Here is a 25,674-nt window from a genome sequence, read left to right as displayed (position 1 = left end):
ATCCTGAAATTCATTGCCAAGCCTTATCATTCATTTTGGCTATAACCCCTCTTGGGCGGCCGCGCGGATCAGGGCGAGGAATCGCGCCTGCGTCGGGGTCGGGGTCCAGCCTTTGCGCGTGGTCAGGCCGATTGGGCGGGCGCTGTCGGGCAGGGTGATCGGCAGGGCCACCATAACCCCTTGGGCCTGCTCCAACGCGGTCTGGTGTTGCGACAGGATGGTGACGTAATCCCCTTGCATCAACAGCCCGCGCACCATGACCATAGACGACGATACGATCCGCACCGGGGTTTGCGGCAACGCGTCGATCTTCAGGGTGCGATACAGATAGGATCCGGCGGGCGTGGTGGCCGGTGGGGCGATCCAGGGGAAATCAAGCGTGTCTTGAAGGCGGATCCCCCGGCGTTCGGCCAGCGGATGCGACGGCCCCACGAACAGCGCCAGCGGGTCGTCGAACAGCGGTTCCTGCGCCACGTCATCGGTTGGCACCGGGTCGCGCAGCGCGCCGATCAGAAGATCCAGATCCCCATGGCGCAGCCCCTTCAACAGCTCGTCATAGGGACCATCCACGTTGCGTAGCTGCACCCCGGCGTGACCTGCCAGCAGACCGTGGATCGCGCGTGGCAGGATCGAGGACCGCGACAGCGGCAGTGAGCCGACCGTGATCGTGGTGCTGTCGCGACCGCGGCGGGCAGAAAGCTCGGAAAAGCCCTGGCGCAATTCGCTGGCCGCCAGTTTGACCGCGCGAGCAAAGAGCTCGGCGGCGGGGGTCAAGTCGACCCCTTTGCGGTCGGGAGCAAACAGCGCGATGCCAGCGAGCTTTTCCAGGTCCCGCCCGGCGCGGTGAATCGAAGGTTGCGACACCCCGGTGGCCCGCGCCGCCAGGCTGAAACTGCCGTGGTCCCCGATCGCCACCAGCGCGCGCAATTGCGCTGCGGTAACCCGTTGGGGAAAGGTCTCATCGGCGCGCGCGCCGGTTTGGTCGTCGCGCCGCCCGGCCTGGCGCACTGCGTCAATCGCGCCTTGGTCCAGAAGGTCGAACATCACCGTCACGCGGGCGGCGAACAGCGCGCCCTCCTCGGTGGGGAACATGCCTTCGGGGCGACGGTCGAACAGGGGTGTGTCCAACCGCGCCTCAAGCCCGGCAATGGCCTGGGTGACGGCGGGTTGGCTGAGGTGAACCGCCTCGGCCGCCGCGCTGATCCCGTGCAGACGCACGACCTCGCGAAAGGCGCGCAGGTGGCGGATATTCGGGAAAGCTATGTCCATGTTGTTACCATAAGGGGTTTGGGGTGCTTTCGGAAATGAGGGTATAGACAGAACTTATACCGTTTTCCGTGGAATGAAATGGCCTTGCCCCCGTCGCTGGCGTATCAAGATGCCACAGAACCGGAGGCTTGATCATGTCTGAAAAGAAAACCGCCCTTGTCATCTCGGCCCATGCGGCCGACTTCGTCTGGCGCTGCGGCGGCGCCATCGCGCTGCATCAGGAACTGGGATACGAGGTCACCGTGGCCTGTCTGTCCTATGGCGAGCGGGGCGAAAGTGCCAAGCTGTGGAAGCAGGACGGCATGACCCTGGAGCGCGTGAAGGACGCGCGGCGCGACGAGGCGCAGGCGGCGGCGGATGCCCTGGGCGTACGCGATATCCGGTTCCTGGATCTGGGGGATTACCCGCTGCGACTGGACCGGGACGCGCAGGACCAGATGGTCGATATCATCCGCGAGGTGCAGCCGAAATGGATGATGAGCCACAGCCGCTGGGACCCTTACAACACCGACCACATGAACACGACGACCTTCGCGCTGGAATGTCGGATGATCGCGCAGGCCTGGGGCCACAATCCGGGGCAAAAGGTATTGGGCGCGCCGCAGATGTATCTGTTCGAGCCGCACCAGACCGAGCAGATGGGGTGGAAGCCCAACGTGTTTCTCGACATCACATCGGTTTGGGACAAGAAGCGTGCGGCGATCGAATGCATGCAGGGGCAAGAGCACCTGTGGGATTTCTATACCAATGTGGCCGAGAACCGCGGCAACCACTTCCGCCGAAACTCGGGCGGAATGGCGGGCGGACGCAAGGCGGAATACGCGGAAGGGTTCGAAATGATCTTTCCGCAGACAGTGGATGAGCTGGCATGAGCGTGCAGCCGGGAACCACGGGGCTTGTCGTCCAGAATATCACGCGTGCCGATCCTGCGGTGATCGACGGGTTGGCCGCGCTGGGTGTGGCGACGGTGCACGAGGCACAGGGGCGCCGCGGGCTGCTCGCTGACTACCTGCGCCCGATCTATCCGGGCGCGCGGGTGGCCGGATCGGCGGTGACGATCCTGGCGCCGCCTTGTGACAACTGGATGATCCACGTGGCGATCGAACAGCTTCGGGCCGGGGATATCCTGGCGTTGGGCACGACCAGCCCGTCGAATGCAGGGTATTTCGGCGACCTTCTGGCGACCTCGGCGCAGGCGCGGGGCTGTCGCGGGTTGATCATCGACGCGGGCGTGCGCGATCTGCGCGACCTGACCGAGATGGAATTCCCGGTCTGGTCCAAGGCGGTGTTCGCGCAGGGCACGATCAAGGAAACGCTGGGCAGTGTGAACGTGCCGGTGGTCTGCGCCGACGCACTGATCAATCCCGGGGATGTGATCGTCGCGGATGACGATGGCGTCTGTGTGGTGCGGCGAGAGGAGGCGGCGGACGTGCTGGAAAAGGGCCGTGCGCGCGAGGCGAATGAGGCGGCCAAACGCGCCCGGTTCGAGGCGGGTGAGCTGGGGCTTGATATCTATGACATGCGAGGACGTTTGGCCGAGAAGGGGCTGAAATATGTCTAAAGGTGTTCCTTGCATGTGGATGCGCGGGGGAACCTCGAAAGGGGGATACTTCGTTAAGGAAGAATTGCCCGCGAAACGCGACGACTTCCTTTTGCGCGTAATGGGGAGCCCTGATGAACGCCAGATCGACGGGATGGGCGGGGGCGATCCTTTGAGCTCGAAAGTGGCGGTGGTGACGCGCTCGGAAAGGGCCGGCGTGGATGTTGATTTCCTCTTCCTGCAGGTCTTTGTCGATCAGGCCATCGTGTCGGATGCGCAAAACTGCGGGAATATCCTGGCCGGGGTCGGCCCCTTTGCGATTGAGCGCGGTCTGGTGGCGGCGCAGGACGGCGAGACGCCGATGGTCATCCACATGGACAACACGGGCCAATTGGCGGAGGTGGTTGTGCAGACGCCCGGCGGCGTGGTCAGCTATGACGGCGACGCTATGATCGACGGGGTGCCGGGAACGGCCGCGCCGGTGCCGATTGCCTTTCGCGACACGGCGGGGTCGTCTTGCGGGGCGCTTTTGCCAACGGGCCAGGCGGTGGACGAGATCGAGGGTATGCAGGTCACGATGATCGACAATGGCATGCCCTGCGTTCTGCTCAGGGCCGTGGATCTGGGGATCACCGGGGCTGAGACGCCGGAGGATCTGGAGGCGAACGTGGCTTTGCGCGCGCGGCTGGAAGCGATCCGGCTGGCCTGCGGCCCGCTGATGAACCTGGGGGATGTGACGGAGAAAAGCGTGCCCAAGATGGTGCTGATTTCGGCGCCAAAGCAGGGCGCGATTGCGACGCGCAGCTTCATTCCGCACCGCTGCCACAAGGCCATCGGTGTTTTGGGCGCGGTCTCGGTCGCAACGGCCTGTCTGGTGCCCGGCGCCGTGGCCGAGGGGCTGGCGGTTGTGGGCAAAGGTGACAGGCTGACGGTGTCAGTCGAACATCCGACGGGAGAGTTGAGCGTGGTGGCCACGCTGAAGGGTGGTGCGGTGACACAGGCCGCGATCCTGCGCACCGCGCGCAAACTGATGGATGGGGAGGTGTTCGCATGAGCCAGACGATGGACGACGATTGGCTGGTGTTTCACCCGTCGCCGAAAGTGCCGGATCTTACGTTGCCACCAGGTGCGGTGGATGCGCATTGCCATGTGTTCGGCCCGGGGGATGCGTTTCCATACGCCCCCGAACGGAAATACACGCCCTGTGACGCGGGCAAGGAACAGCTGTTTGCCCTGCGCGACCATCTGGGGTTTTCACGCAATGTGATCGTGCAGGCGACCTGTCACGGGCGCGACAACAGCGCCATGGTGGATGCCTGCCGGGCGGCGGGCGGGCTGGCGCGGGGCATTGCGAGCGTGGGGCCCGAGGTCAGTGACGCCGACCTCGCCGACATGCATGCGGCCGGGGTGCGGGGCGTGCGGTTCAACTTCGTGAAGCGGCTGGTGGATGACACGCCGAAACAGGTTTTCCAGGACATCGCCGCGCGGATCGCCAAGCTGGGCTGGCATATCGTGGTCTATTTCGAGGCCGCCGATCTGGAAGATCTGATCCCTTTCCTGGAAGGCCTGCCGACCATCATCGTGGTCGATCACATGGGCCGCCCAGACGTGTCGAAACCGCTGGATCACCCGGATTTCGGGCGATTTCTGGACCTGATGGCGCGCAACGAAAACATCTGGTCGAAAGTGACCTGCCCGGAACGGTTGAGCCTGCAAGGCCCGCCCTATGATGACGTGGTGCCGTTTGCCGCCGAGGTGGTCCGCCGCTTCCCCGATCGGGTGCTGTGGGGCACGGATTGGCCACACCCGAACATGAAATCTCATATGCCGGACGACGGCGCGCTGGTGGACTTCATCCCCCGCATCGCGCCCACGCCGGAGCTGCAGCAAAAGCTGCTCGTCGACAACCCCATGCGGCTTTACTGGGCCTGAGGAGGACAGGATGGACATCACCGAGTTTGACCACCACACGCCGATCGAAGGCACCACGCTGTTTGATGGCAAGATGGCGATGAAGGGCTATGCGCTGAACAAGATGTGTTATTCATTCAACGCGGCCGATGCCCGCCAGGCCTTTCTGGATGATCCAGAGGGATACATGACGCGATTTGGCCTGAACGACGCGCAGAAACAGGCCTGCCGGGACAAGAACGTGCTGGCGATGATCGCGGCGGGCGGCAACATCTACTACCTCGCCAAATTCGCCGGGATCTTCAAGCTGGGGGTCCAGGACGTGGGCGCGCAGCAGACCGGGATGTCTGTCGAGGCCTTCAAGCAAAAGCTTGTGGATCAGGGGAAATAATATGGCACGTATTCTGGGTGGCATCACCACATCGCACATTCCCGCCGTTGGCAACGCGATTGCCAATGAGCTGCAGGATGACCCGTATTGGAAGCCGTTCTTTGCCGGCTATCCCAAGGTTCACGACTGGCTGGCCGACACCAAGCCGGACATCGTGATCAACATCTACAACGACCACGGGCTGGGCTTCTTTCTGGACAAAATGCCGACCTTCGCGATCGGTGCCGCGCATGAATACCGCAACGAGGATGAGGGCTGGGGCATCCCTCAGCTGGACCCGTTCCCCGGCGCGCCGGAGATGTCGTGGCACATTATCGAGGGCATGGTTGAAGACGAGTTTGACATCACCTCCTGTCAGGAGCTGGCGGTGGATCACGGCTTTGTCGTGCCAATGCAGTTGTTCTGGCCCGGAGCCCCGCACCACCCGGACATGCCGCGCGCCATCCCGATTTCGGCCAACACGGTGCAGCATCCGATCCCGACGCTGAACCGGGCGCTGAACTTCGGCAAATCGCTGCGTCGCGCGGTCGAAAGTTTTCCCGAGGATCTGAAGGTCGTGGTGCTGGGCACCGGCGGGCTGAGCCATCAGCTGGACGGCGAACGCGCGGGCTTCATCAACAAGGAATTCGACCGCTATTGCATGGACAAGATCGTGCATGACCCCGAGGCGTTGACCAAGATCAGCCGCCATGAGCTGGTGCGTCAGGCCGGCGCCCAGGGCACCGAGTTTCTGATGTGGATGATGATGCGCGGGGCGCTGGGCGACGACGTGACCGAGGTTACGCGGAACTATCACATCCCGATCTCAAATACGGGCGCGGGCACGATGCTGTTGGAATGCGGCGGCTGAGGCCGTCACGCAAGGGAGGACAGGATATGAGGACCAAGGTGGGTATCATCGGGGGCGGGCCGTCGGGCCTTATGCTCAGCCAGTTGCTGGATTTGAAGGGCATCGACAACGTGGTGCTGGAGCGGCAATCACGTGAATACGTGCTGGGTCGCATCCGGGCGGGCGTGTTGGAACACGGGTTCGCCGAACTGATGCGTGAGGCGCAGTGTGGCGCGCGGATGGACGCCGAGGGCGAGATCCACGATGGCTTCTATATCGCGGAAAACAATAAGAAAATGCGTGTGGATCTGGCGGCGCATACGGGGGGAAATTCGGTCGTTGTCTATGGCCAGACGGAACTGACCCGCGACCTTTACGCGGCGCGTGACAAGATGGGTGGCACGGTCATTCACAACGCCGAGGATGTGAAGCCGCACGACCTGAAAACCGACGCGCCCTACCTGACCTATCGCGCGGGCGATGAGATCATTCGCATCGATTGCGACTTCATCATCGGCGCGGACGGGTTTCACGGGGTCAGCCGCAAATCGATCCCCGGTGACGTGCTGACGGAATACGAAAAGGTCTATCCGTTCGGCTGGCTGGGGGTGCTGAGCCGCACCAAGCCCGTCTCGCCCGAACTGATCTATGCCAAATCGCCGCGCGGCTTTGCCTTGTGTTCGCTGCGCAGTCAGGCGCTCAGCCGCTATTACATCCAGGTGCCGTTGTCCGACAGTGTGGACGACTGGTCGGATGACGCATTCTGGGATGAGCTGAAAGCGCGGCTGCCGGACGATGTGGCGGCAAGACTGGAAACCGGTCCGTCGATCGAGAAAAGCATCGCCCCCTTGCGCAGCTTCGTGGCTGAGCCGATGCGATACGGCAAGCTGTTCCTGGCAGGCGACGCGGCGCATATCGTCCCGCCCACCGGTGCGCGCGGGCTGAATTCGGCGGCCAGCGACATCTACTACCTCTATCACGGGTTGGTGGATCATTACCTGAACGGCGATGATGCGGGGCTGGACAGCTACAGCCAGAAGGCGTTGGCGCGGGTGTGGAAGGCGCAGCGGTTCAGCTGGTGGATGACCAGCCTGTTGCACAACTTCCCGGACGCGATCCCCTATGACCAGAAATTGCAGCAGACCGACCTTGAATACCTGTTCAGCTCCGAGGCCGCGATGACCTCGCTGGCTGAAAATTATGTCGGTTTGCCGTTTTGACCTGTATCATGGTGCCAGTCTGTCCCGCCGGGCACAGTGACGTGAGAGAAACGCGAGGAAGCTGACATGTACAAAAACATTCTGGTACCGATTGCCCTGGATCACGAACGCAGTGGCAAGAAAGCCCTGAGTATCGCGCAGGTTCTTGCGGATGAAGGTGCGAAAATAACCGCGCTTCATGTGATGGAGGAAATTCCCTCCTATGTCGCGCAATACCTGCCCGAAGGGCAGCTGGAAGCAAATACGAAAGAGTTGGAGGCCCGCCTGAAAGGTGAACTGGCTGGCAACCCGGGCGTTGAAGTGCAGGTCGTTGAGGGCCACGCTGGTCACACGATCGTGGATTTCGCCGCGCACAACGATGTGGATTGCATCGTGGTCGCGTCACATCGCCCTGGCTTGCAGGATTACTTCCTGGGCTCGACCGCCGCCCGCGTGGTGCGCCATGCACCCTGTGCAGTGCATGTGTCGCGCTAAGCGCGGTTTACTCGGGGCAGGCGTCGGGGATCACTTCGGCCCAGATCGGGCAGTATTGCTGATCGTACCACCAGCCTTCGGATGAGTTGATGCCGATGTGAACGGCCACCCACATGCGGCCAGATTTCTGCATCAACGCCTCCATCGTGGTGCCGTTGCCTGCCTGAGGGTCGGTCTCGCCGCGCAGGGTGACGGGGGCGGTGAAGATGTCGATCTGTTCGCCGCCCGGACGTTGTGCGCCGACCATGGCAAAGGCCACGTCACCCGCGACGCGCATCTCACCCACCACGAACTCCACCGGCGCGCCGAAATCCCATTCGGCGTGCGGGCGCAGCGCGCTCAGGATATCCGCGCGCGTGACGCTTCCGCGGGCGGGTTCTTCAAAACTCTGACCCAGAGCCACCAAGGGGGCAAGGGTAAGGGCAACAGCAAGTGTGCATTGCTTCAACATGGCTGATCCTCCGCTTGTTGCGCGACGATACCACGCGTTTGGGTCGCGACGGCGGGCAAAAGTGTCACAGCGCCCGGGCTTGGCGTTTCGCCCAACGCTGCTACACTCAGGGTCAATCAAGGAGGATGCCATGCCGATCATCAAAAAAGACGCGGACCTGCAAACGGTCATCACCACCTATGAGGTTACGCCGGGCACCTGCGCGGACCTGATGGAAGAGCTGAAGACGGCCTGCAACGCCTATATCTCGAAACAGCCCGGGTTCATCGGCGCCGCGATGCATGTGAACGACGCGCAAACCCGGATCGCGAACTACACGCAATGGAAGACGCGCGACGATTTCCTGCGTGTGCTCCGGTCCGAGGCGATGCGGGACTACAACCGCACATTCAACGAACTTTCGAAAAGCTTCGCGCCGGTGATGTATGACGTCGTGATGGTGTCTGACTGATGTCCGACCTGCCCGTCGTCGGCGCGCAGTTGTCGGTTCTGGACCTGGCGCGCCACCGCGATTGGCTGTTTGACAAGAACCGGGACCTTGAACTGCCTGAATTTTGCATGGCTGACATTCTGGCCAGCCCCGGTCCTTTCATCGACATGGCGAAGGCCGCTCTGGTGGGCTGGCAGGGGCGGTTGGGCATCCACGGCCCCTTTGCGGGGTTCGAACTGGACGTGAAGGACCGCGATCTGCGGCCGATCGTGCAGGCCCGGATCGATGCGGCGCTGGATGTTTGTGCGGCGCTGGGGGCGGTGCAGATGGTGCTGCATTCGCCCTATGACCGCTGGGACCAATGCAATCTGGACAACACCACGCATGCGCGCGCGGCCCGGGTTTCTGCGATCCTGGATACGCTGGGCCCAGCGCTTGCACGCGCCGAGGATCAGGGCGTGCAGATCGTGCTTGAGAACATCAAGGACACCGATCCAGAGGATCGTCACGCAGCGGTCGTGGCGGCGGCCAGCCCCGCGCTGGCCCTGTCGGTGGACACTGGGCATGCGCATTGGGCGCATTGCGTCGCGGGCGCGCCGCCAGCGGATCGGTTCCTCACCGCGGCCGGGTCGGACCTGGGGCATGTGCATTTGCAAGACAGCGATGGTTGGGCCGACCGGCACTGGGCGCTGGGTGAAGGCAACATATCCTGGCCCGCGATCTTCAGGGCGTTGGCGGCGGTAGACGCAGCCCCGCATCTGATCATCGAGATCAACGATTTCGACCAGGTCGCTCACAGCGTGACCCACCTAGAGGCGCTGGGGCTGGCGCAATAGGCCCCGGTTGCGCGGGTGCAATGCATGTTGTGAAAGTTAGAACCCCACCTCACTCCTTTTCACGAAGAGGGGGATTGCAATCATGCGTTTTCGACAGGTTTGGCACATGCAATGGTGGCGATGGCCGCCCTTGGGGCAGCGGCTCCGGCGCAGGAGCAGATGATCGTGAACGGATACATGAACCCGCAAGTTGCGCGTGATATGGCCAACGGTGGGGGAATGGTTGCGGTCGGCGTCTATCGCTGAGCCTTGAATAGGTAATACAGATAGGCGGGCCCTTCGCGCAGGAAAGCCTTGAGCGTTCGCACGGAGGTGGCGCCTTTCAGGCTGGGGCTGGATGTTGTTGCGCGCAGGCCAAACCGCCGTGCGGTCAGGCGTGCGCGCGGGGCGTGGAACGCGTCGGTCACAATCAATACTTTGTCGGTGTCCTTCGGCAGAAGCGGCAACGCCAGACGGATATTTTCCAACGTGGTGGTGGATTGATCCTCTAGCTGGATCTCCGCTGGCGGCACCCCCAAATCTTCGCAAATACCTCCGATCACTTTGGCCTCGCTGGGACTATGCTTTCCCAGGCCGCCACACGCGATGACGCCTGCGAAATCGCCTTGCAGATACAGCTGTGCCGCATGGCTCGCACGGCGTTTCAGCGTCGGCGACGGCACGCCACAAGGCCACACGGCGGCGCCAAGTACAAGGATCACGGGATCGGTCATGCGGCAAGGATAGGCGGGCGGCGCGGTGCCGACAATGCGCGTGTTCCCAGGGCTAACGCGGCGGCCCTTCGGTGCAGTCATACGGCGCCCCTGATGGCAGGCGGCACAGGGTGCCGAGAAAATCTTCGGGCAGCAGGCCATAGCGGGGCAGGGCATGGGACAGGTCAAGCCGGTCCAGATAGTCACTGCAACTTGCCTGGTAATAGGCCTCGACCCGCCAGTCTGACGCATACCATTGGTCGAAGGTAGCCGACACGGCGGCGGACAGGCTGCCGGTGTCGGTCAGAGCCTGTTCAAACCGCGCGGGAATGTCCTGGTATTCCTGCCAGGCGGCGAAATGGTCCCAGGGGCCAGAGCGGCCCAGCGTGCGCAGGTCCCAGGCCAGAAGCGCGGTGATCGCCATGGCGTCCGCCTCGGTCGCCATTGAAGCACGGGCGTTTTCCTTCATGGACACGTCGTTGGCCGGGCAATGGCCGTGGTCGAATTGCTCCAAATGTCGCAACTCGTGGATTAGGATCAGAAGCATGGCGTCGAAATCCAATGCTTCGGCCAGGGCGATCTGCATCGTGGTTGGGTCAAGATAGCCGCGCGCGGTGATAGGGCGCGGATCGATACAGATCGCGGGCTGATGCTGCGCCAAGGCCGCGTTCATCTCGGGCACCCCCGCCAGCGTCAATTCCAGCGCAGACATCAAATCTCGTACCAAGGTCTGGTGCGGCGTTTCCGGCGTGTCATAGGGATGGGAAAGACAGTTCTGCACCGTCAATTCCGCCTGCGCGGCGGCTGGTGACGGGACCGCAAAAGCCAGCGCAAAAACACCGACCCGAACCGCGTCGGCAAGGTGCGTCAGACCGGCCCTCACTTGCGTCCTTTCCGTCCGGCGCGTTGCCCCGGTTTGCCTGCGGTTGAGCGTGCTTTCGGCTCGCTCGCAGCCTCGACCGCCGATTGTCGCGCCAGCGGGTCGTCGGCGACGGCCAACTCCACCGCTTCCAGCCGATGCACCTCGTCGCGCAGGCGGGCGGCTTCCTCGAACTCCAGGTTTTCGGCGGCCTTGCGCATTTCGGCGCGCAGACCGTCCAAGTGGGCGGCCAGGTTTGCGCCAACCATCGGTTTGTCGATCTTGGCGGTGACCCGGTTCATGTCCACGTCGCCCTGATACAATCCGGCCAGAACGTCCTCGACGTTCTTCTTCACGGTCTCCGGCGTGATCCCGTGTTCGACGTTATAGGCATGTTGCTTTTCGCGGCGGCGGTTTGTTTCGTTGATCGCGCGTTCCATGCTTCCGGTAATCCGGTCGGCATACATGATGACGCGGGCTTCGGCGTTTCGCGCGGCCCGGCCAATGGTCTGGACCAACGAGGTTTCCGAGCGCAAGAACCCTTCCTTGTCCGCATCCAGAATGGCGACCAGCCCGCATTCGGGGATGTCCAGGCCTTCGCGCAGCAGGTTGATGCCGATCAGCACGTCGAACGCACCCAGGCGCAGGTCGCGCAGGATCTCGATCCGCTCGATCGTGTCGATGTCCGAATGCATATAGCGCACGCGAATGCCCTGTTCGTGCATGTATTCGGTCAGATCTTCGGCCATGCGTTTGGTCAGCGTAGTGACCAAAGTGCGGTAGCCATCGGTGGCGACCTTGCGCACCTCGTCCAGCAGGTCGTCGACCTGCATTTCGACCGGCCGGATTTCGATTTCCGGGTCCAGCAGCCCGGTTGGGCGGATGATCTGTTCCGTGAAGACGCCGCCGGTCTGTTCCAGCTCCCAGGCGCTGGGCGTGGCCGAAACGAAAACCGATTGCGGCCGCATCGCGTCCCATTCCTCGAATTTCAGCGGGCGGTTGTCCATGCAGGACGGCAGGCGGAAGCCATGCTCGGCCAGCGTCATTTTGCGCCGGAAGTCGCCCTTGTACATGCCGCCGATCTGCGGCACCGACACGTGGCTTTCGTCGGCAAAAACGATTGCGTTGTCGGGGATGTATTCAAACAAAGTGGGGGGCGGTTCGCCCGGTGCGCGGCCGGTCAGATACCGCGAATAGTTCTCGATCCCGTTGCAAAATCCTGCCGCCTCCAGCATCTCAAGGTCAAAGCGGGTGCGTTGCTCCAGCCGCTGTGCCTCCAACAGCTTGCCGTCGTCCTCCAGCTGTTTCAGCCGCAAGGCCAGCTCTTGCTTGATGCTCTGGATCGCCTGTTTCAGCGTTGGCGTCGGGGTCACATAATGCGAGTTGGCATAGACGCGCACCTTGTCCAAATTGTCGGTCTTGGCACCGGTGAGCGTGTCGAACTCTGTAATGCTTTCAAGCTCTTCCCCGAAGAAGGACAGGCGCAGGCCGCGGTCTTCGAGGTGGCTTGGCCAGATTTCCAGGGTGTCGCCGCGCACCCGGAACGACCCGCGTTGGAACGCGTTGTCGTTGCGTTTGTATTGTTGCGCGACCAGGTCCTTCATCACGCTGCGTTGGTTGTATTCCTTGCCAACCTCGATGTCCTGGGTCATCGCCGTATAGGTCTCAGGCGAGCCGATACCATAGATACACGAAACCGACGCGACGATGATCACATCGTCACGCTCCAACAGCGCGCGGGTGGCCGAGTGGCGCATCCGGTCGATCTGTTCGTTGATCTGGCTTTCCTTCTCGATGAAGGTGTCCGAGCGGGCCACATAGGCCTCGGGCTGGTAATAGTCATAATAGCTGACGAAGTATTCCACCGCGTTGTCAGGGAAGAAGCCCTTCATCTCACCATAAAGCTGCGCCGCCAGCGTCTTGTTCGGGGCCAGAATGATCGCCGGGCGCTGGGTTTCCTCGATCACCTTGGCCATCGTGAAGGTCTTGCCGGTGCCGGTGGCGCCCAAAAGCACCTGGTTTTGGTCGCCGTCGTTCAAGCCCGCCACAAGCTCGGTGATGGCAGTAGGCTGGTCGCCTGCAGGTTGGAACGGTGTGTGCAGGACAAAGCGTATACCGCCCTCAAGCTTGGGTCGGATCGTGGGAGCCTGGGTCGGGTTGGTCAGCGAGCTGTCGGTCATCGTCGATTCCTTTGCGCCCTCTTAAGATGATCACTTTTTGTTCCGGCGCAAGGGGCTGCCGCTGCGTCACACTGGCCGATCCTGTCAGGGGCTGTCAGCATATGTGGCATGCAAATCTGGACTTGGCCCGACAATGGCGACCCGGCGTGGTTTTACGGCGGCAACGGCTTCCCGCTGGGGTTTTACGAGCCTCTGATGGCGCAGCTGTCCAGCCGCATGGCGCTTTGCGGGCTGCACAACCGGGCCTGTTGGCCAGGGGCAGGGGGGCCGACTGGGCGGGACGGCTGGGCGCGTTATGGCGCTGATCTGGCCCAGGCGATCCGGGGCCAAGGGCAGGGCGCTGTGCTGGGTATCGGGCATTCGCAAGGGGCGTGCTCGATGGTTCTGGCGCAAAAGGCCGATCCCGGGCTGTTTCGCGCGCTGGTGCTGATTGAACCGGCCATCGTGTCGCCGCATCTTGTGCGACTGTCGCGGGTGCTTCCGAAGTGGGCCGGGCGGTACGTGAAACCAGTGCGCGCGGCGCGTGACCGGCGCGATCGCTGGGACAATGTGGCGGCGTATCTGGCCGACTTGCAGGCGCATCCGGCCTATCGTCGGTTTGACGAACTGGCCTGGCAGGCCGTCGCTGCGCATGGCGTTGTGCCAGACGGGGCTGGGGTTCGGCTGGCTTTTCCCAAGGCCTGGGAGGCGCACAATTTCTTTCACGGCGAGGCGGTTCTGGCGGACATTGAGACGCTGGACATCCCGGTGGCAGTGATCCGCGGGCGGGCGTCGTATTTCTTTCCCGATCCGCTGTGGCACGAATTACAGCGACTGCGCCCGGATATCGTGACGCTGGAGGATGCGCGGTTCGGTCATCTGCTGCCGATCGAGGCTGCCGGGGTGAGTGCTGCGCTGGTAGATGAGGCCCTGGCCCGCCTTGGTTTCTGACCCCACAAATCCAGCGAGTTGAGCCGCGCTGGGTCTGCGTCTATCTTTGAAGAGAAAGCTTTTGGATTGGGCTTTTCGCGTGATGGCAAAAGGTGGCCGCTTCCGGCGCGCTTAGCTCCGTTGGCCCGTTTCAAATAGTTAACAAAGCCTTACCACTTTAAGGAGAATACTTTTAATTTAAAAACAACCTAAAGGGTATTTTCTTCTTGCACGGCCCCCTCCTCCTGCGCTAGCGTTCAAGGGCAAGCAGCAGAAATGACTGCCGGTCCTGGCGAACACCCACCCCACCCCTCGCTCCCTCGCCAGTGACCGGCAGTCAACCTGGCTCCTGCTCTACCCTCTCCGAAACCCCCATTTGCGCATTCGCCCTTGCGATTGGTGCGTGTTTTGCCGATAAGACGAGGCAGGAATTCAAGGAGTCTGCCCATGCGCGCCCGTATCTATCAGCCCGCCCGCAACGCCATGTCCTCGGGACTGGGAAAAACGCGTGTCTGGCTTCTGGAATACGCCGCCGATGAAGCACGCGAGATCGACCCCTTGATGGGTTGGACCAGCTCAGGTGACACCCAAAGCCAGGTCAAGCTGCAGTTTGACAGCAAAGAGGCCGCCTTGGCCTATGCTGAAACGCATGGGATCAAGGCGACCGTGACCGAGCCGCACAAGCGCAAGCCCAACATTCGTGCGGGCGGTTATGGTGAAAACTTCGCCACCAACCGGCGCGGTGTCTGGACCCACTAAACCGGACTTAAATGACCGTCAGGGCGGTCCGATCGGGCCGCTTTTTTTCGTGTCAGGCGTTCAGGAAAGCGCGCGCGGCGGCTTCGAATTCGCGCGGTTTTTCAGCGTGCAACCAATGGCCCGCACCGGGGATCTTGGCCTGGCGCGCCTGGGGAAACAGGCGTTTGATGATCGGGCGGTGTTCGGGCTGCACGTAATCGGACGTGGCGCCCGCCAGAAACAGCGCCGGGCCGTCGAACCGACCGAACACGGGCGGAAAGCCGATGATCAGTTCCATGTCGCGCTCCAGCACGTCCAGGTTCAGCCGCCAGCATTTGCCTGCCACATCCAGCGATTGCAGCAGGAAGGCACGCACATCGCGTTCGGGGATCGCCGCTGCCAATGCTGCGTCCGCGTCACTGCGGGTGTTGATCCCGGACAGGTCCAGACTGCGCATCGCGTGGATCAGGTGTACCTGGGTATGGCTATAGCTGACCGGCGCGATGTCGGCGACCAGCAGGCGGCGCACCTTCTCTGGCGCATCCAGCGCCAGCATCATCGCACCCTTGCCGCCCATCGAATGGCCGATTACGTCCGCGGGACCGCCGATCTTATCGACCACTTTGCCAAGGTCTGAAGCAAGGTCGTGGTAATTGTGGGTCGCCTCCCACCCGCTGGCGCCGTGGTTGCGCATGTCGACGGTCACCACTCGGCGGGTATCAGACAGACGCTTGGCGATCACGCCCCAGTTGCGGCCCGAGCCATACAGGCCGTGTACGATCAGGATGGGCGGGTGGCGGGTGTCCTCGCCAAAGGTCTGCATGTCCAACATGCCCCTGACATAGCCGCTGGGTGTTGAGCGCGAAAGCCCCCGACGCTAGGATTGTTGGGAAACGGAGAACCGCATGGACCTTCACGCCCGCGCCGATCGCCTGGCGCATCTTTTGGAGCAAAAACTTGACCTGCACGGCACCGGGTTCGAGGCCAAGGTGGCGCGGGCCGGGCGGTTGTTGCCCCGGTATTTGCGGGCCGATGCGGCTTTGGTGATCGAGGCGATGAAAGTCGAACCGCACCCGAAGCTGTCACGCCAGCAGGACCCCAAGCGGATCGACCGGGCCTGTGACGAGATCGAGCGCTATCTGCACGGGATCAACCCCTGGGACCGGCGCCGCGCCATCGCGCTGAACTGGCTGGCGGGAAATGCCTTCAACCTGATCGTCGTGGTGGTGCTGGTTCTGGCGGTGCTGGTCTGGCGCGGGTTTCTGTAACGACACGAAAAAGGCCCCGACGCATAGAGCGCCGAGGCCTTGATTTGTTTAGATTGTCCGCTGTGGATCAGAGGTTCGGATACATCGGGTAGCGCGCACACAGCGCGGCCACCTTGGCCTTCACTGCCTCTTCCACCGCGCCGTTGCCCTCTTCGCCATTGGCGGCCAGACCGTCCACGACCTCGACGATCATGTCGGCGATCTGACGGAAATCGGCCTCATCAAAACCACGGGTGGTGCCCGCCGGGGTGCCCAGGCGGATGCCCGAGGTGACCATCGGCTTTTCCGGGTCAAACGGGATGCCGTTCTTGTTGGTGGTGATGTGGGCGCGACCCAGGGCCTTTTCGGTCGCGTTGCCCTTCACGCCTTTCGGGCGAAGGTCCACCAGCATCACGTGGGTGTCGGTGCCGCCGGTCACGATGTCCAGGCCCCCCTTCATCAACTGATCGGCCAGCGCCACAGCGTTGGCACGCACCTGCTTCTGATAGGACTTGAACTCGGGGCGCAGCGCTTCGCCAAAGGCCACGGCCTTGGCGGCGATGACATGCATCAGCGGCCCACCCTGAAGGCCGGGGAAAATCGCCGAGTTGATCTTTTTCGACAGTGCTTCGTCATTGGTCAGGATCATGCCACCACGCGGGCCGCGCAGGGTCTTGTGCGTCGTGGTGGTGGCCACGTCTGCATAGGGGAACGGCGAGGGGTGTTCGCCTGCCGCCACCAGACCCGCAAAGTGGGCCATGTCGACCATCAGGAAGGCGCCGACGCTGTCGGCAATGGCGCGGAACTTGGCAAAGTCGATCTGACGCGGGATGGCTGAGCCACCAGCGATGATCAGCTTGGGCTGATGTTCGGTTGCGAGCGCCTGCACCTGGTCATAGTCGATCAGGTTGTTGTCCTCACGCACGCCGTATTGCACCGCGTTGAACCATTTGCCCGATTGGTTTGGGGCAGCCCCATGGGTCAGGTGCCCGCCCGAGGCCAGGTTCATGCCCAGGATCGTGTCACCAGGCTGGATCATCGCCATGAAGGCACCCTGGTTGGCCTGGCTGCCGGAATTGGGCTGCACATTCACGAAATTACACCCGAACAGTTGCTTGGCGCGATCGATGGCCAGCTGTTCAGCCACGTCGACGAACTGGCACCCGCCATAGTAGCGGCGACCGGGGTAACCTTCGGCGTATTTGTTGGTCAGGACCGAGCCCTGGGCCTCCATCACGGCGGCCGAAACGATGTTTTCCGACGCGATCAGCTCGATCTCGTCGCGCTGGCGGCCCAGTTCATCGGTGATTGAGCCGAACAGCTCAGGGTCACGGGTGGCAAGGGATTCGGTGAAAAAGCCGGGGTCACGAGTGGTGGTCATGCGCGGTTTCCTTGGATCAGGGGTCAGTTTGCGAGATTTCCTATCGGAAACTTCCCCGGTGGCAAAGCCCGGAATGCGACCTTGTGCCAGAAAGACGCGGCATCTCTGGCGCTTCGTGGAAACATGTGGTTGTTTCGGAAACAGGATGCCCGACAGGAAACATGAGCCATGAGCCGAAAGATTGCGTTCCTTGCGAGCGAGACCGAGATTGCCAGTGCTGCACTGGCCGAATTGTCCACGCGTTATGACAACGTCGCGCCTGAGGCCGCGGATGTGATCGTGGCGCTGGGCGGCGATGGCTTCATGCTGCATGTGCTGCACACGACCCAGGAATTGCCAGCGCCGGTTTACGGGATGAATTGCGGCACGGTCGGGTTCCTGATGAACGAATATGTCGCCGATGGGCTGATCGAACGCTTGATCGCTGCCGAGGAAGAGGTGATCAACCCTCTGGCGATGCGGGCGGAATGCACCGACGGATCGGTGTTCGAAGCGCTGGCGATCAACGAGGTGTCGCTGCTGCGCGCAGGCCCCCAAGCCGCGAAACTACAGATCAGCGTTGATGGACGGGTGCGGCTGGATGAATTGGTGTGCGACGGCGCGCTGGTGGCCACACCGGCGGGGTCCACCGCTTACAACTACTCCGCACACGGACCGATCCTGCCGATCGGGTCCGACGTTCTGGCCCTGACGGCGATGAGCGCGTTTCGCCCCCGGCGTTGGCGTGGGGCCCTGCTGCCGAAAGCCGCCGTGGTGCGCTTTGACGTGTTGCAAGCGGACAAACGCCCGGTGATGGCGGATGCCGACAGCCGGTCGGTGCGCGATGTGGTGGCGGTTGAAATTCGGTCAAATGACGCGATCCAGCACCGTATTCTGTTTGATCCGGGGCATGGGCTTGAAGAACGTCTAATCCGCGAACAATTCGTTTGAGCTGGGCGCCGGAATTTTTCAAAAACTCCGGTTCGATTTCGTTGAAAGAAATCGGGACGTCACCGCTGGGCAAGAAGATCGCGCGCTAAATCCTCGCGGACCTCACCGCGCGCCACCAGTTCGCCTGCGATCCTGTCGATCTCATCGCCCACCGCGCCTGCCGCGATCGCCACGTTTCGGGCGTGCAGGGACATGTGTCCGCGTTGAATACCCTCGGTTGACAGCGCGCGCATCGCAGAAAAGTTCTGTACCAGACCCACCGCCGCCATCACCCGGGCCAACCGATCGGCGGTTGTGGCGCCGATAATCTTCAGCGCGGCCTGTGCCGTAGGATGAGCGCGGGTCGCGCCGCCAACAATGCCCACCGGCATGGGCAGTTCAATTTCGCCCACCAGATCCCCCGCCTCGTCCTCCCACCACCGGGTCAGCGGGCCATAGCCCCCTTGCGCGGCGAAGGCGTGGGCGCCAGCCTCGATCGCACGGCTGTCGTTGCCGGTGGCCAGCGCCACCGCGTCCACGCCGTTCATGATACCCTTGTTGTGGGTGGCAGCGCGGTAGGGGTCCGCGGCGGCGAAGGCAGAAGCGTTCAGCATGCCAGGCACGGTGTCGGCCCCGATCACATGCGCGGGCCAGGTGGCACGGGCGCGCACCAGACGCCTGTCTGCCAGGTTCGACAGGATGCGAAGCCCCACCTTGCCACCTGTCCATGCCTCGACATGCGGCGCCAAGGTTTCGGCCATCGTATTCACCGCATTTGCCCCCATCGCGTCGCGCACGTCCACGATCAGGTGTAGCACCAGCATGGCTTCCAACACGCGTGGGTCGAGATCGCGAAAGCCGCCGCCAAGGCGCACCAGCTCCGGGTCGCAGGCATCGCACAGCGCCGCGATCTCGGCGCGTTTTGCGAGAAGCTGGTCACGGGCGCGGATCGGGTCGTCCAGCCCGGTGATCTGCACCTGCGCGATCATGCAGGGCGCGTCGGCCTGCGTACGCACCCCGCCCGTGTCGCGGCAGGCAAGCGCGCCGTTGCATACGGCGGCAATCACGCTGCTTTCTTCGCTGGCCATCGGCACAAGAACGTCCTCACCGTCGACAATCAGGTTCGTGGCGACGCCCAGTGGCACGGCCATCACGCCAATCACGTTTTCCGACAGGTTGTCGGCCAGGTCGCCTTGCGCCATGCTGGCCCCTCGCAGCATGTCGCGGGTCGGGTCATCCAGGCCACAGACCTGCGCGACCCTGTCCAGCCGTTGGTGGCGGGTCAGGTTGTGAAACCCGGGTAGGCGTGAAGTGGTCATGGCATCCCTCGCTTTTTTTGCGAAAGGAAGCAGGGACGCGCGACCCGGTCAAGAGGCGGGGCGGGCGCGGGTCACCCTTTGTCGGGTTTGCCCCAGCTCTCGCGCTTGCGGTAGATCGTCGACGGGGACAGGTCCAAAGCCCGCGCCGCGCGTGGGATCGATCCGCCGTGGTCGCGAATGGCCTGCTCGATCACGTCACGCTCAATTTCGGCCAGGGTGCGCCCGTCCAGTTGCAGCCCGCTGGGGGCCGCAGCGGGGCTGCGCGGCGCGCGCACAGCTTCGGGTAACATCCAGTCCTCCACCAACTCAGCATCATGGGTCAGCACCACGTTCCAGATCACGTTGATCAGCTGGCGCACATTTCCCGGCCAGCGATAGGCCTGAAGGGCCCGCGCCGCCGGGGCGGTGAAGCCGGTGAAACGACGACTTTCGTTCAGGCTCAGCTGGGCCAGCTTTGCCTCGGCAATCGCGATCACGTCAGCGCCGCGTGCACGCAACGGGGGCATGGTGATCGGGGCCACATGCAGGCGATAGAACAGGTCTTCGCGCAGGGTACCGCGGCGCATTTCATCTTCGGGATCGCGACAGGTGGCGCTGATAACGCGAATATCGGGGCCTGTATTCGACCGGGCGGCGCCAGGGTCGTCATGCAACAGCCGCAATAGGCGGGACTGGACCTGCGGCGACAGTTGGGAAATCTCGTCCAGAAACAGCGTGCCACCATCGGCTTTTGCGAACAAATCCTGGTTGAGGTCGTCAGCGGTGAGGGCGGCGCAATCGACTGGCAGGAAGGTCTTGTCACGGCGGGGCGAGGCGGCGTGGATTGCCTTTGCCAAAAGCTCTTTCCCGGTGCCGTTTTCACCCTGGATGAACACGCTGGCGCGGCTGTGGGCCACGGCGTCCAGCGTGGCTATGACCTGCGCCATCGACGGGTGCGCACCGATCAAGCCGTGGCGTGGGGGCGTGTGTGACGGCGCGCGATCCGGGACGGCCCCCCGCGACAAGGCCTGGCGCGTTGCCGCTTCCACGGTGGAGGTCAGACGGTTGTGGCTGAACGGTGTGAACAGGCAGTCGAAGGCGCCGATTCGCATCGCATCCGCTGCAACATTGATCTGGGAGTTGTCTGCGACCACAATCACGGTGGTGTCCGGCGCATGTTCGAGGCAGGATTTCAGACACGCCAGCACCGGTTCACTGCCCAGCTTGAGCGGCAGGAAAACCAGGGCGGGCGCGTGATGTTTGAACGCCTCATGCGCCTCAGCCAGATCCCCGGCACGCAGAATCCGGCACCCGTGACGGTGGAACGGGTCGTCCGGGAACATCACGGCGTGTTCCTCCGCGCCAATGACAAGCGCCAGCGGCCCTGCGGGGTGCGGTGTGTTCCCATGCAGGTGCGCAGTCTGTACCTGTGCTGGTTCGCTGTCCAACTGCCTTACCTCACACGCGCCCCTACGGGTGCAGTTTTGACCGCAGAGGTTGAGTAACTCTTAATCTCTCGAAGTTTCCAAAAAAATCCACCCCCAAGATGTCCCGAGGGTGGATTTCGGCCATTTTTGGCGGATGGATCAGGTTTTGGAGTAACCCAGACCCTCAAGTGCCTCGCGGATTTCGTCCAGGATGGCGGGATCATCAATCGTCGCGGGCATCTTGAAGTCCTTGCCGTCGGCGATCGAAACCATCGTGCCGCGCAGAATCTTGCCCGAGCGGGTTTTCGGCAGGCGGTCGACCACGACGCACAGTTTGAACGCCGCGACCGGTCCGATTTTTTCGCGCACCAGCTTCACGCATTCGGCCACGACATCGGCGTCTTCCCGGCCAGACCCTGCGTTCAGGCAGACCATGCCAAGCGGCAGCTGGCCCTTGAGCTGATCGGTCACGCCAATTACCGCGCATTCCGCGACATCGGGGTGCGAGGCCAGGACCTCTTCCATCCCGCCGGTGGACAGGCGGTGGCCCGCGACGTTGATCACGTCATCGGTGCGCGCCATGATGTAAAGATAGCCGTCTTCGTCCTTGTAGCCCGCATCGCCGGTTTCATAGTAACCGGGGAAGGTGGTCAGGTAGGATTTGAGATAGCGTTCCTCTGCGTTCCACAGGTTGGGCAGCGTGCCCGGCGGCAGCGGCAGCTTGACCGCGATGGCGCCCATATCGCCGGCCGGGGCCGGGTGGCCGCCTTCGTCCAGGATATCGACCTGATAGCCGGGCATCGGCACGGCGGGCGAGCCCAGCTTTACCGGCAGCTCTTCGATCCCCAGTGGGTTGGCGGCGATGGCGTATCCGGTTTCGGTCTGCCACCAGTGGTCGATCACCGGCACGTTCAGCTGATCCTGCGCCCAGACGATCGTATCGGGGTCGGCGCGCTCACCGGCCAGATAGACCTGATCCAGGCAGGACAGGTCGTATTTCTTCACGAACTCGCCCTTGGGGTCTTCGCGCTTCACGGCGCGAAAGGCGGTGGGGGCAGTGAAAAAGCTTTTCACATTGTGCTCGGAAATCACGCGCCAGAAGGTGCCGGCGTCAGGCGTACCCACGGGCTTGCCTTCGAACACGATGGTGGTGTTGCCATGCACCAGCGGCCCATAGGTGATATAGGAGTGTCCCACGACCCAGCCCACGTCGGACGCGGCCCAGAACACGTCACCGGGGTCGACGTTGTAAAGGTTCTTCATCGTCCAGTTCAGCGCGACCAGATGGCCGCCGGTGTGGCGGATGACACCCTTGGGCGCGCCGGTCGTGCCGGAGGTGTAAAGGATATAGGCGGGGTGGTTGCCCTCGACCGGCACACACTCGGCGGGGGTCACACCCTCCTGCATCTCGTTCCAGTCGAAATCGCGGCCCTCGATCATGTCGGCGCGCGCTTCGTCGCGCTGGAAGATGACGGTGAAGTCGGGCTTATGCTTGGCCAGTTCGATCGCGCCGTCCAGCAGCGGTTTATAAGCGACAACGCGCCCCGGCTCGATCCCGCAGGACCCAGCGATGATCGCCTTAGGGGTGGCGTCGTCGATGCGCACAGCCAGCTCGTTCGCGGCAAAGCCACCGAATACCACCGAATGCACAGCGCCGATCCGGGTCACAGCCAGCATCGCGATCAGCGCTTCGGCCACCATCGGCATATAAATGATGACGCGGTCGCCTTTGGTGACACCCTTTTCGGCCAGAGCGCCCGCCACGCTTGCGACCTTGTCCTTCAGCTGGGCATAGGTGATCTTGTCCTGCCGCCCGGTGATCGGGCTGTCATAGATGATCGCAACCTGATCGGCGCGGCCGCCTTCCACGTGGCGGTCCACCGCGTTCCAGCAGGTGTTGACCATGCCGTCCGAGAACCATTCGTACAGCGGCGCGTTTTCGTCGAACAAAGCCTTGGTGGGTTTCTGGTCCCAGTCGATGGCGCTTGCGGCCTCCATCCAGAACGCTTCGGGGTCTGCCTGCCACGCGGCGTAGACGTCTTTGTATCCCATGATGCACATCCTCCTCAAAACTGTTGCCTAGGTGTTACGAAGCGGTGAACGCTGGGGCAAGCGTCATGGAGGGGCAGGGGGCAGAAAGCCGCGGATAATTTGCAACCTTGCCCTGTTAGCGCCTGCAAAGTTTTGCAAAGCACCGGGAAATATGCGGCTTTGCGGGAAAAGCGCGCGAATTTGCAAAACTGCAAAGCCTCGGTTGCAAAAGCTCTCTCGCGGGATTCGGTTGTGGGCTCAGCCGTAATGTGCCACCGGCGTGCCGGCGACAGCCGACATGTTCAGAAGGCCCCGCGCGGTGATCGAGGGCGTCACGATATGGGCGCGGTTGCCCATGCCCATCAGGATTGGCCCGACCTCCAGCCCCAGCCCCTTGGCCTTGAGGATGTTGCGCACCGCCGACGCCGCATCGGCGTTCGGAAAGATCAGCACGTTGGCGGGGCCGTCGAAGCGCGCCTCGGGGAAAATGTGGCGGCGCACGGCATCGTCCAGAGCGGCATCTACATGCATCTCGCCCTCATAGGCGAAATCGCGCGGGGCGGCGTCCAGCAGCTCCATCGCGCCACGGGCGCGCATGCCGCTATCGCAGGCGTGGTTGCCGAATTGGGAATAGGAGCAGACCGCCACTTTCGGTTCGACCCCGAAGCGGCGCACATGGCGCGCGGCGGCACAGATGGACTCCGCGATCTGGGTCGGGCTGGGCTCCGGGTGCACATGGGTGTCGGCGATGAACAGTGGCCCGTCTTCCAGGATCATCAGGCTAAGCGCGCCGACCGGGTGCAGGTCAGGCGTACCCAGCACCTGATTTACATAGTTCAGGTGCCATTGGTATTGCCCGAAGGTGCCACAGATCAACGAATCCGCGTCGCCACGCTGAACCATGATCGCGCCAATTGCGGTGGTGTTGGTGCGCATGATCGCCTTGGCCAGGTTTGGCGTGATGCCACGCCGCGCCATGATCTTGTGATAGGTCTGCCAATAGTCGCGATAGCGATCGTCGCGCTCAGGGTTCACGATGTCGAAATCCACCCCGGGCCGCATCGACAGGCCGGCACGCTCACAGCGTTTCTCGATCACGTCGGGGCGACCGATCAGGATCGGTTTGTCAGTGGTCTCCTCCAGCATTGCATTGGAGGCGCGCAACACGCGCTCGTCCTCGCCTTCGGCAAAAACGATCCGTCGTTCGGCCTGGGCCGCGGCGGCAAACACCGGGCGCATGATCAGGGCGGATTTGAAGACAGATCCGTCCAACTTTTCTTTATACGCCTCCATGTCGTCCAGCGGTCGGGTCGCCACGCCGCTTTCCATCGCCGCCTTGGCCACCGCGCTTGCCACCACGCCCATCAGGCGCGGATCGAACGGCTTGGGGATCAGGTAATCCGCCCCGAAGGTCAGCTGCTCGCCCTTATAGGCGGCGGCGGCCTCGGCGCTGGTCGTGGCGCGGGCCAGGGCGGCGATGCCTTCAATGCAGCCCAGTTGCATCTGGTCGTTGATCTCGGTCGCGCCAACGTCCAGCGCGCCACGGAAGATGAACGGAAAACACAGCACGTTGTTGACTTGATTGGGAAAATCCGAGCGGCCAGTGGCGATGATCGCGTCCGGTGCGACCTTGCGAACCTCATCGGGCATGATCTCGGGCGTCGGGTTCGCCAAGGCAAAAACGATTGGGCGCGGGGCCATTTTCGCAACCATTTCGGGTTTCAGAACGCCCGGGCCGGACAGGCCCAGGAACAAGTCGGCGCCCTCGATCACCTCGTCCAGTGTGGCGGCGGTGCTGCCTTGCGCATAGGCAGCCTTTTGCGGCGTCATCTCGACTTCGCGTCCCTCATAGACCAATCCCTTGATATCGCAGAGCCAGACATTTTCGCGCTTCACACCCAGTTTCAGCAGCATGTTGAGGCAGGCAATGCCCGCAGCACCACCCCCGGTCGACACGACCTTGAGATCGGCGAAACTGCGCCCTGTGACCTCAAGCGCGTTGGTCGCAGCGGCGCCGACGACGATTGCCGTGCCGTGCTGATCGTCGTGAAAAACGGGAATGCCCATGCGCTCGCGGCAAATTTGTTCAACGATAAAACAATCCGGCGCCTTGATGTCTTCCAGGTTGATCGCGCCGAAGCTCGGCTCCATCGCGCAGATGATGTCCGCCAGCTTTTCGGGGTCCTTTTCGTCCAGCTCGATGTCAAAACAATCGATGTTGGCGAATTTTTTGAACAAGACAGCCTTGCCCTCCATCACCGGTTTTGACGCCAAGGCGCCAATGTTCCCAAGGCCCAATACAGCCGTGCCATTGGTGACGACAGCGACCAGATTGCCGCGTGCCGTGTAGCGACTGGCGTCCGACGGGTTAGCCTTGATTTCCATACAGGCCTCGGCCACGCCGGGGGAATAAGCCAGCGCCAGGTCGCGTCCGTTCGCCATCGGCTTGGTTGCGCGTATCTCCAGCTTTCCGGGTTTCGGAAACTCATGATATCGCAGGGCGGGTTTCTGCGTCGGTGTGTCGTCGCTCATGGCGGCCTCCGAATTAATAGTTCAAGGTTAAACTATATTGTTGCGTCGCGGCATACACGACAACACATACACGCTTCAAGCCCCGCTGTCGCGCCTGATTGCCCTTGCATCCAGCGCGCG

At 62.7% G+C, this 25,674-nt stretch carries 26 protein-coding genes; 15 read left to right on the top strand and 11 right to left on the bottom strand.

From position 1 onward, the window contains the following. Positions 1–39: 39 nt before the first annotated feature. Positions 40–1,269 carry a LysR family transcriptional regulator gene (locus MN188_RS07460; RefSeq protein WP_242107145.1) on the bottom strand — a complete coding sequence of 410 codons (1,230 nt, stop codon included), beginning with the start codon at positions 1,267–1,269 and terminating at the stop codon, positions 40–42. Positions 1,270–1,403: 134 nt separating this feature from the next. Here MN188_RS07460 and MN188_RS07455 point away from each other — a divergent pair, with 134 nt between their 5' ends. From MN188_RS07455 to MN188_RS07420, 8 genes are all read left to right on the top strand, one after another. Beyond that, positions 1,404–2,141, top strand: a complete 738-nt coding sequence (locus MN188_RS07455) for a PIG-L deacetylase family protein (protein ID WP_242107142.1) — start codon at positions 1,404–1,406, stop codon at positions 2,139–2,141. Further along, positions 2,138–2,830 (top strand): 4-carboxy-4-hydroxy-2-oxoadipate aldolase/oxaloacetate decarboxylase, encoded by a 693-nt coding sequence (gene ligK, locus MN188_RS07450; RefSeq protein ID WP_242107139.1) that lies wholly within the window; start codon positions 2,138–2,140, stop codon positions 2,828–2,830. The genes MN188_RS07455 and ligK overlap by 4 nt, the downstream gene beginning before the upstream one ends. Further along, positions 2,823–3,863 carry a 4-oxalomesaconate tautomerase gene (locus MN188_RS07445; RefSeq protein ID WP_242107136.1) on the top strand — a complete coding sequence of 347 codons (1,041 nt, stop codon included), beginning with the start codon at positions 2,823–2,825 and terminating at the stop codon, positions 3,861–3,863. The genes ligK and MN188_RS07445 overlap by 8 nt, the downstream gene beginning before the upstream one ends. Next, positions 3,860–4,741, top strand: coding sequence for an amidohydrolase family protein (locus tag MN188_RS07440; RefSeq protein ID WP_242107134.1), 882 nt, complete (start codon positions 3,860–3,862; stop codon positions 4,739–4,741). The genes MN188_RS07445 and MN188_RS07440 overlap by 4 nt, the downstream gene beginning before the upstream one ends. A gap of 10 nt (positions 4,742–4,751) precedes the next feature. Next, a complete protein-coding gene (locus MN188_RS07435) occupies positions 4,752–5,111 on the top strand; it encodes a protocatechuate 4,5-dioxygenase subunit alpha (RefSeq protein WP_242107132.1) in 360 nt (119 codons plus the stop codon). Position 5,112: 1 nt separating this feature from the next. Next, positions 5,113–5,961 (top strand): class III extradiol dioxygenase family protein, encoded by an 849-nt coding sequence (locus tag MN188_RS07430; RefSeq protein WP_242107130.1) that lies wholly within the window; start codon positions 5,113–5,115, stop codon positions 5,959–5,961. Positions 5,962–5,987: 26 nt separating this feature from the next. Then, positions 5,988–7,160 carry a 4-hydroxybenzoate 3-monooxygenase gene (gene pobA / locus MN188_RS07425; RefSeq protein ID WP_242107128.1) on the top strand — a complete coding sequence of 391 codons (1,173 nt, stop codon included), beginning with the start codon at positions 5,988–5,990 and terminating at the stop codon, positions 7,158–7,160. A gap of 66 nt (positions 7,161–7,226) precedes the next feature. Continuing rightward, positions 7,227–7,634: a universal stress protein gene (locus MN188_RS07420; RefSeq protein WP_242107126.1), complete on the top strand. Its 408-nt coding sequence runs from the start codon at positions 7,227–7,229 to the stop codon at positions 7,632–7,634. Between the two features lie 7 nt (positions 7,635–7,641). On the opposite strand, the gene MN188_RS07415 is transcribed toward MN188_RS07420, so the two are convergent. Next, positions 7,642–8,085, bottom strand: a complete 444-nt coding sequence (locus MN188_RS07415; RefSeq protein WP_242107124.1) for a hypothetical protein — start codon at positions 8,083–8,085, stop codon at positions 7,642–7,644. A 130-nt stretch (positions 8,086–8,215) separates the two neighbouring features. On the opposite strand from MN188_RS07415, the gene MN188_RS07410 reads away from it, so the two are divergent. The 3 genes from MN188_RS07410 to MN188_RS07400 all read left to right on the top strand — a co-directional run bounded on the left by MN188_RS07410 (position 8,216) and on the right by MN188_RS07400 (position 9,597). Next, entirely contained in the window at positions 8,216–8,536 is a 321-nt protein-coding gene (locus MN188_RS07410) for an antibiotic biosynthesis monooxygenase family protein (protein WP_242107121.1), read from the top strand. Continuing rightward, the gene (locus MN188_RS07405; RefSeq protein WP_242107119.1) at positions 8,536–9,351 is read left to right on the top strand and encodes a sugar phosphate isomerase/epimerase family protein; all 816 of its coding nucleotides are present in this window, start codon (positions 8,536–8,538) and stop codon (positions 9,349–9,351) included. The genes MN188_RS07410 and MN188_RS07405 overlap by 1 nt, the downstream gene beginning before the upstream one ends. Before the next feature lie 99 nt (positions 9,352–9,450). Next, positions 9,451–9,597, top strand: coding sequence for a hypothetical protein (locus MN188_RS07400; RefSeq protein ID WP_242107118.1), 147 nt, complete (start codon positions 9,451–9,453; stop codon positions 9,595–9,597). On the opposite strand, the gene MN188_RS07395 is transcribed toward MN188_RS07400, so the two are convergent. Genes MN188_RS07395 through uvrB form a run of 3 tightly spaced genes read right to left on the bottom strand, consistent with a single transcriptional unit; the run spans position 9,588 to position 13,082 of the window. Next, positions 9,588–10,064: a YdcF family protein gene (locus tag MN188_RS07395; protein ID WP_242107116.1), complete on the bottom strand. Its 477-nt coding sequence runs from the start codon at positions 10,062–10,064 to the stop codon at positions 9,588–9,590. The genes MN188_RS07400 and MN188_RS07395 overlap by 10 nt on opposite strands. 52 nt (positions 10,065–10,116) lie before the next feature. Beyond that, positions 10,117–10,926 (bottom strand): DUF6782 family putative metallopeptidase, encoded by an 810-nt coding sequence (locus tag MN188_RS07390; RefSeq protein ID WP_242107114.1) that lies wholly within the window; start codon positions 10,924–10,926, stop codon positions 10,117–10,119. Then, positions 10,923–13,082 (bottom strand): excinuclease ABC subunit UvrB, encoded by a 2,160-nt coding sequence (uvrB, locus tag MN188_RS07385; RefSeq protein WP_242107112.1) that lies wholly within the window; start codon positions 13,080–13,082, stop codon positions 10,923–10,925. Before uvrB ends, MN188_RS07390 begins: the two co-directional genes overlap by 4 nt. Before the next feature lie 108 nt (positions 13,083–13,190). Between uvrB and MN188_RS07380 the strand changes: the two genes are divergently transcribed. Beyond that, positions 13,191–14,012: an alpha/beta fold hydrolase gene (locus MN188_RS07380; RefSeq protein WP_242107111.1), complete on the top strand. Its 822-nt coding sequence runs from the start codon at positions 13,191–13,193 to the stop codon at positions 14,010–14,012. A gap of 426 nt (positions 14,013–14,438) precedes the next feature. Beyond that, a complete protein-coding gene (locus MN188_RS07375; RefSeq protein ID WP_242107109.1) occupies positions 14,439–14,750 on the top strand; it encodes an ETC complex I subunit in 312 nt (103 codons plus the stop codon). A gap of 52 nt (positions 14,751–14,802) precedes the next feature. Here the strand turns inward: MN188_RS07375 and MN188_RS07370 are convergent, their stop codons facing one another. Further along, a complete protein-coding gene (locus MN188_RS07370) occupies positions 14,803–15,561 on the bottom strand; it encodes an alpha/beta fold hydrolase (RefSeq protein ID WP_242107107.1) in 759 nt (252 codons plus the stop codon). 73 nt (positions 15,562–15,634) lie between these two features. Here MN188_RS07370 and MN188_RS07365 point away from each other — a divergent pair, with 73 nt between their 5' ends. Next, complete coding sequence (locus MN188_RS07365; RefSeq protein ID WP_242107105.1) at positions 15,635–15,997, top strand: hypothetical protein; 363 nt, start codon at positions 15,635–15,637, stop codon at positions 15,995–15,997. 67 nt (positions 15,998–16,064) lie between these two features. Here the strand turns inward: MN188_RS07365 and glyA are convergent, their stop codons facing one another. Next, complete coding sequence (gene glyA, locus MN188_RS07360; protein ID WP_242107103.1) at positions 16,065–17,357, bottom strand: serine hydroxymethyltransferase; 1,293 nt, start codon at positions 17,355–17,357, stop codon at positions 16,065–16,067. A 168-nt stretch (positions 17,358–17,525) separates the two neighbouring features. Between glyA and MN188_RS07355 the strand changes: the two genes are divergently transcribed. After that, positions 17,526–18,287, top strand: a complete 762-nt coding sequence (locus tag MN188_RS07355) for an NAD kinase (RefSeq protein WP_242107101.1) — start codon at positions 17,526–17,528, stop codon at positions 18,285–18,287. 59 nt (positions 18,288–18,346) lie between these two features. Here MN188_RS07355 and MN188_RS07350 read toward each other — a convergent pair whose 3' ends face one another. The 4 genes from MN188_RS07350 to MN188_RS07335 all read right to left on the bottom strand — a co-directional run bounded on the left by MN188_RS07350 (position 18,347) and on the right by MN188_RS07335 (position 25,554). Next, positions 18,347–19,585 (bottom strand): hydroxymethylglutaryl-CoA reductase, degradative, encoded by a 1,239-nt coding sequence (locus MN188_RS07350; protein WP_242107099.1) that lies wholly within the window; start codon positions 19,583–19,585, stop codon positions 18,347–18,349. 71 nt (positions 19,586–19,656) lie between these two features. Beyond that, a complete protein-coding gene (locus tag MN188_RS07345; RefSeq protein ID WP_242107097.1) occupies positions 19,657–21,012 on the bottom strand; it encodes a sigma-54-dependent transcriptional regulator in 1,356 nt (451 codons plus the stop codon). 138 nt (positions 21,013–21,150) lie between these two features. Further along, positions 21,151–23,043 (bottom strand): propionyl-CoA synthetase, encoded by a 1,893-nt coding sequence (locus MN188_RS07340; RefSeq protein ID WP_242107095.1) that lies wholly within the window; start codon positions 23,041–23,043, stop codon positions 21,151–21,153. Positions 23,044–23,280: 237 nt separating this feature from the next. Further along, complete coding sequence (locus MN188_RS07335; protein ID WP_242107093.1) at positions 23,281–25,554, bottom strand: NADP-dependent malic enzyme; 2,274 nt, start codon at positions 25,552–25,554, stop codon at positions 23,281–23,283. Between the last annotated feature and the right edge of the window lie 120 nt (positions 25,555–25,674).

The sequence above is a fragment of the Aliiroseovarius subalbicans genome (assembly GCF_022678625.1).
Lineage (GTDB): Bacteria > Pseudomonadota > Alphaproteobacteria > Rhodobacterales > Rhodobacteraceae > Aliiroseovarius_A > Aliiroseovarius_A subalbicans.
This window is presented reverse-complemented; position numbering and strand designations above follow the sequence as displayed.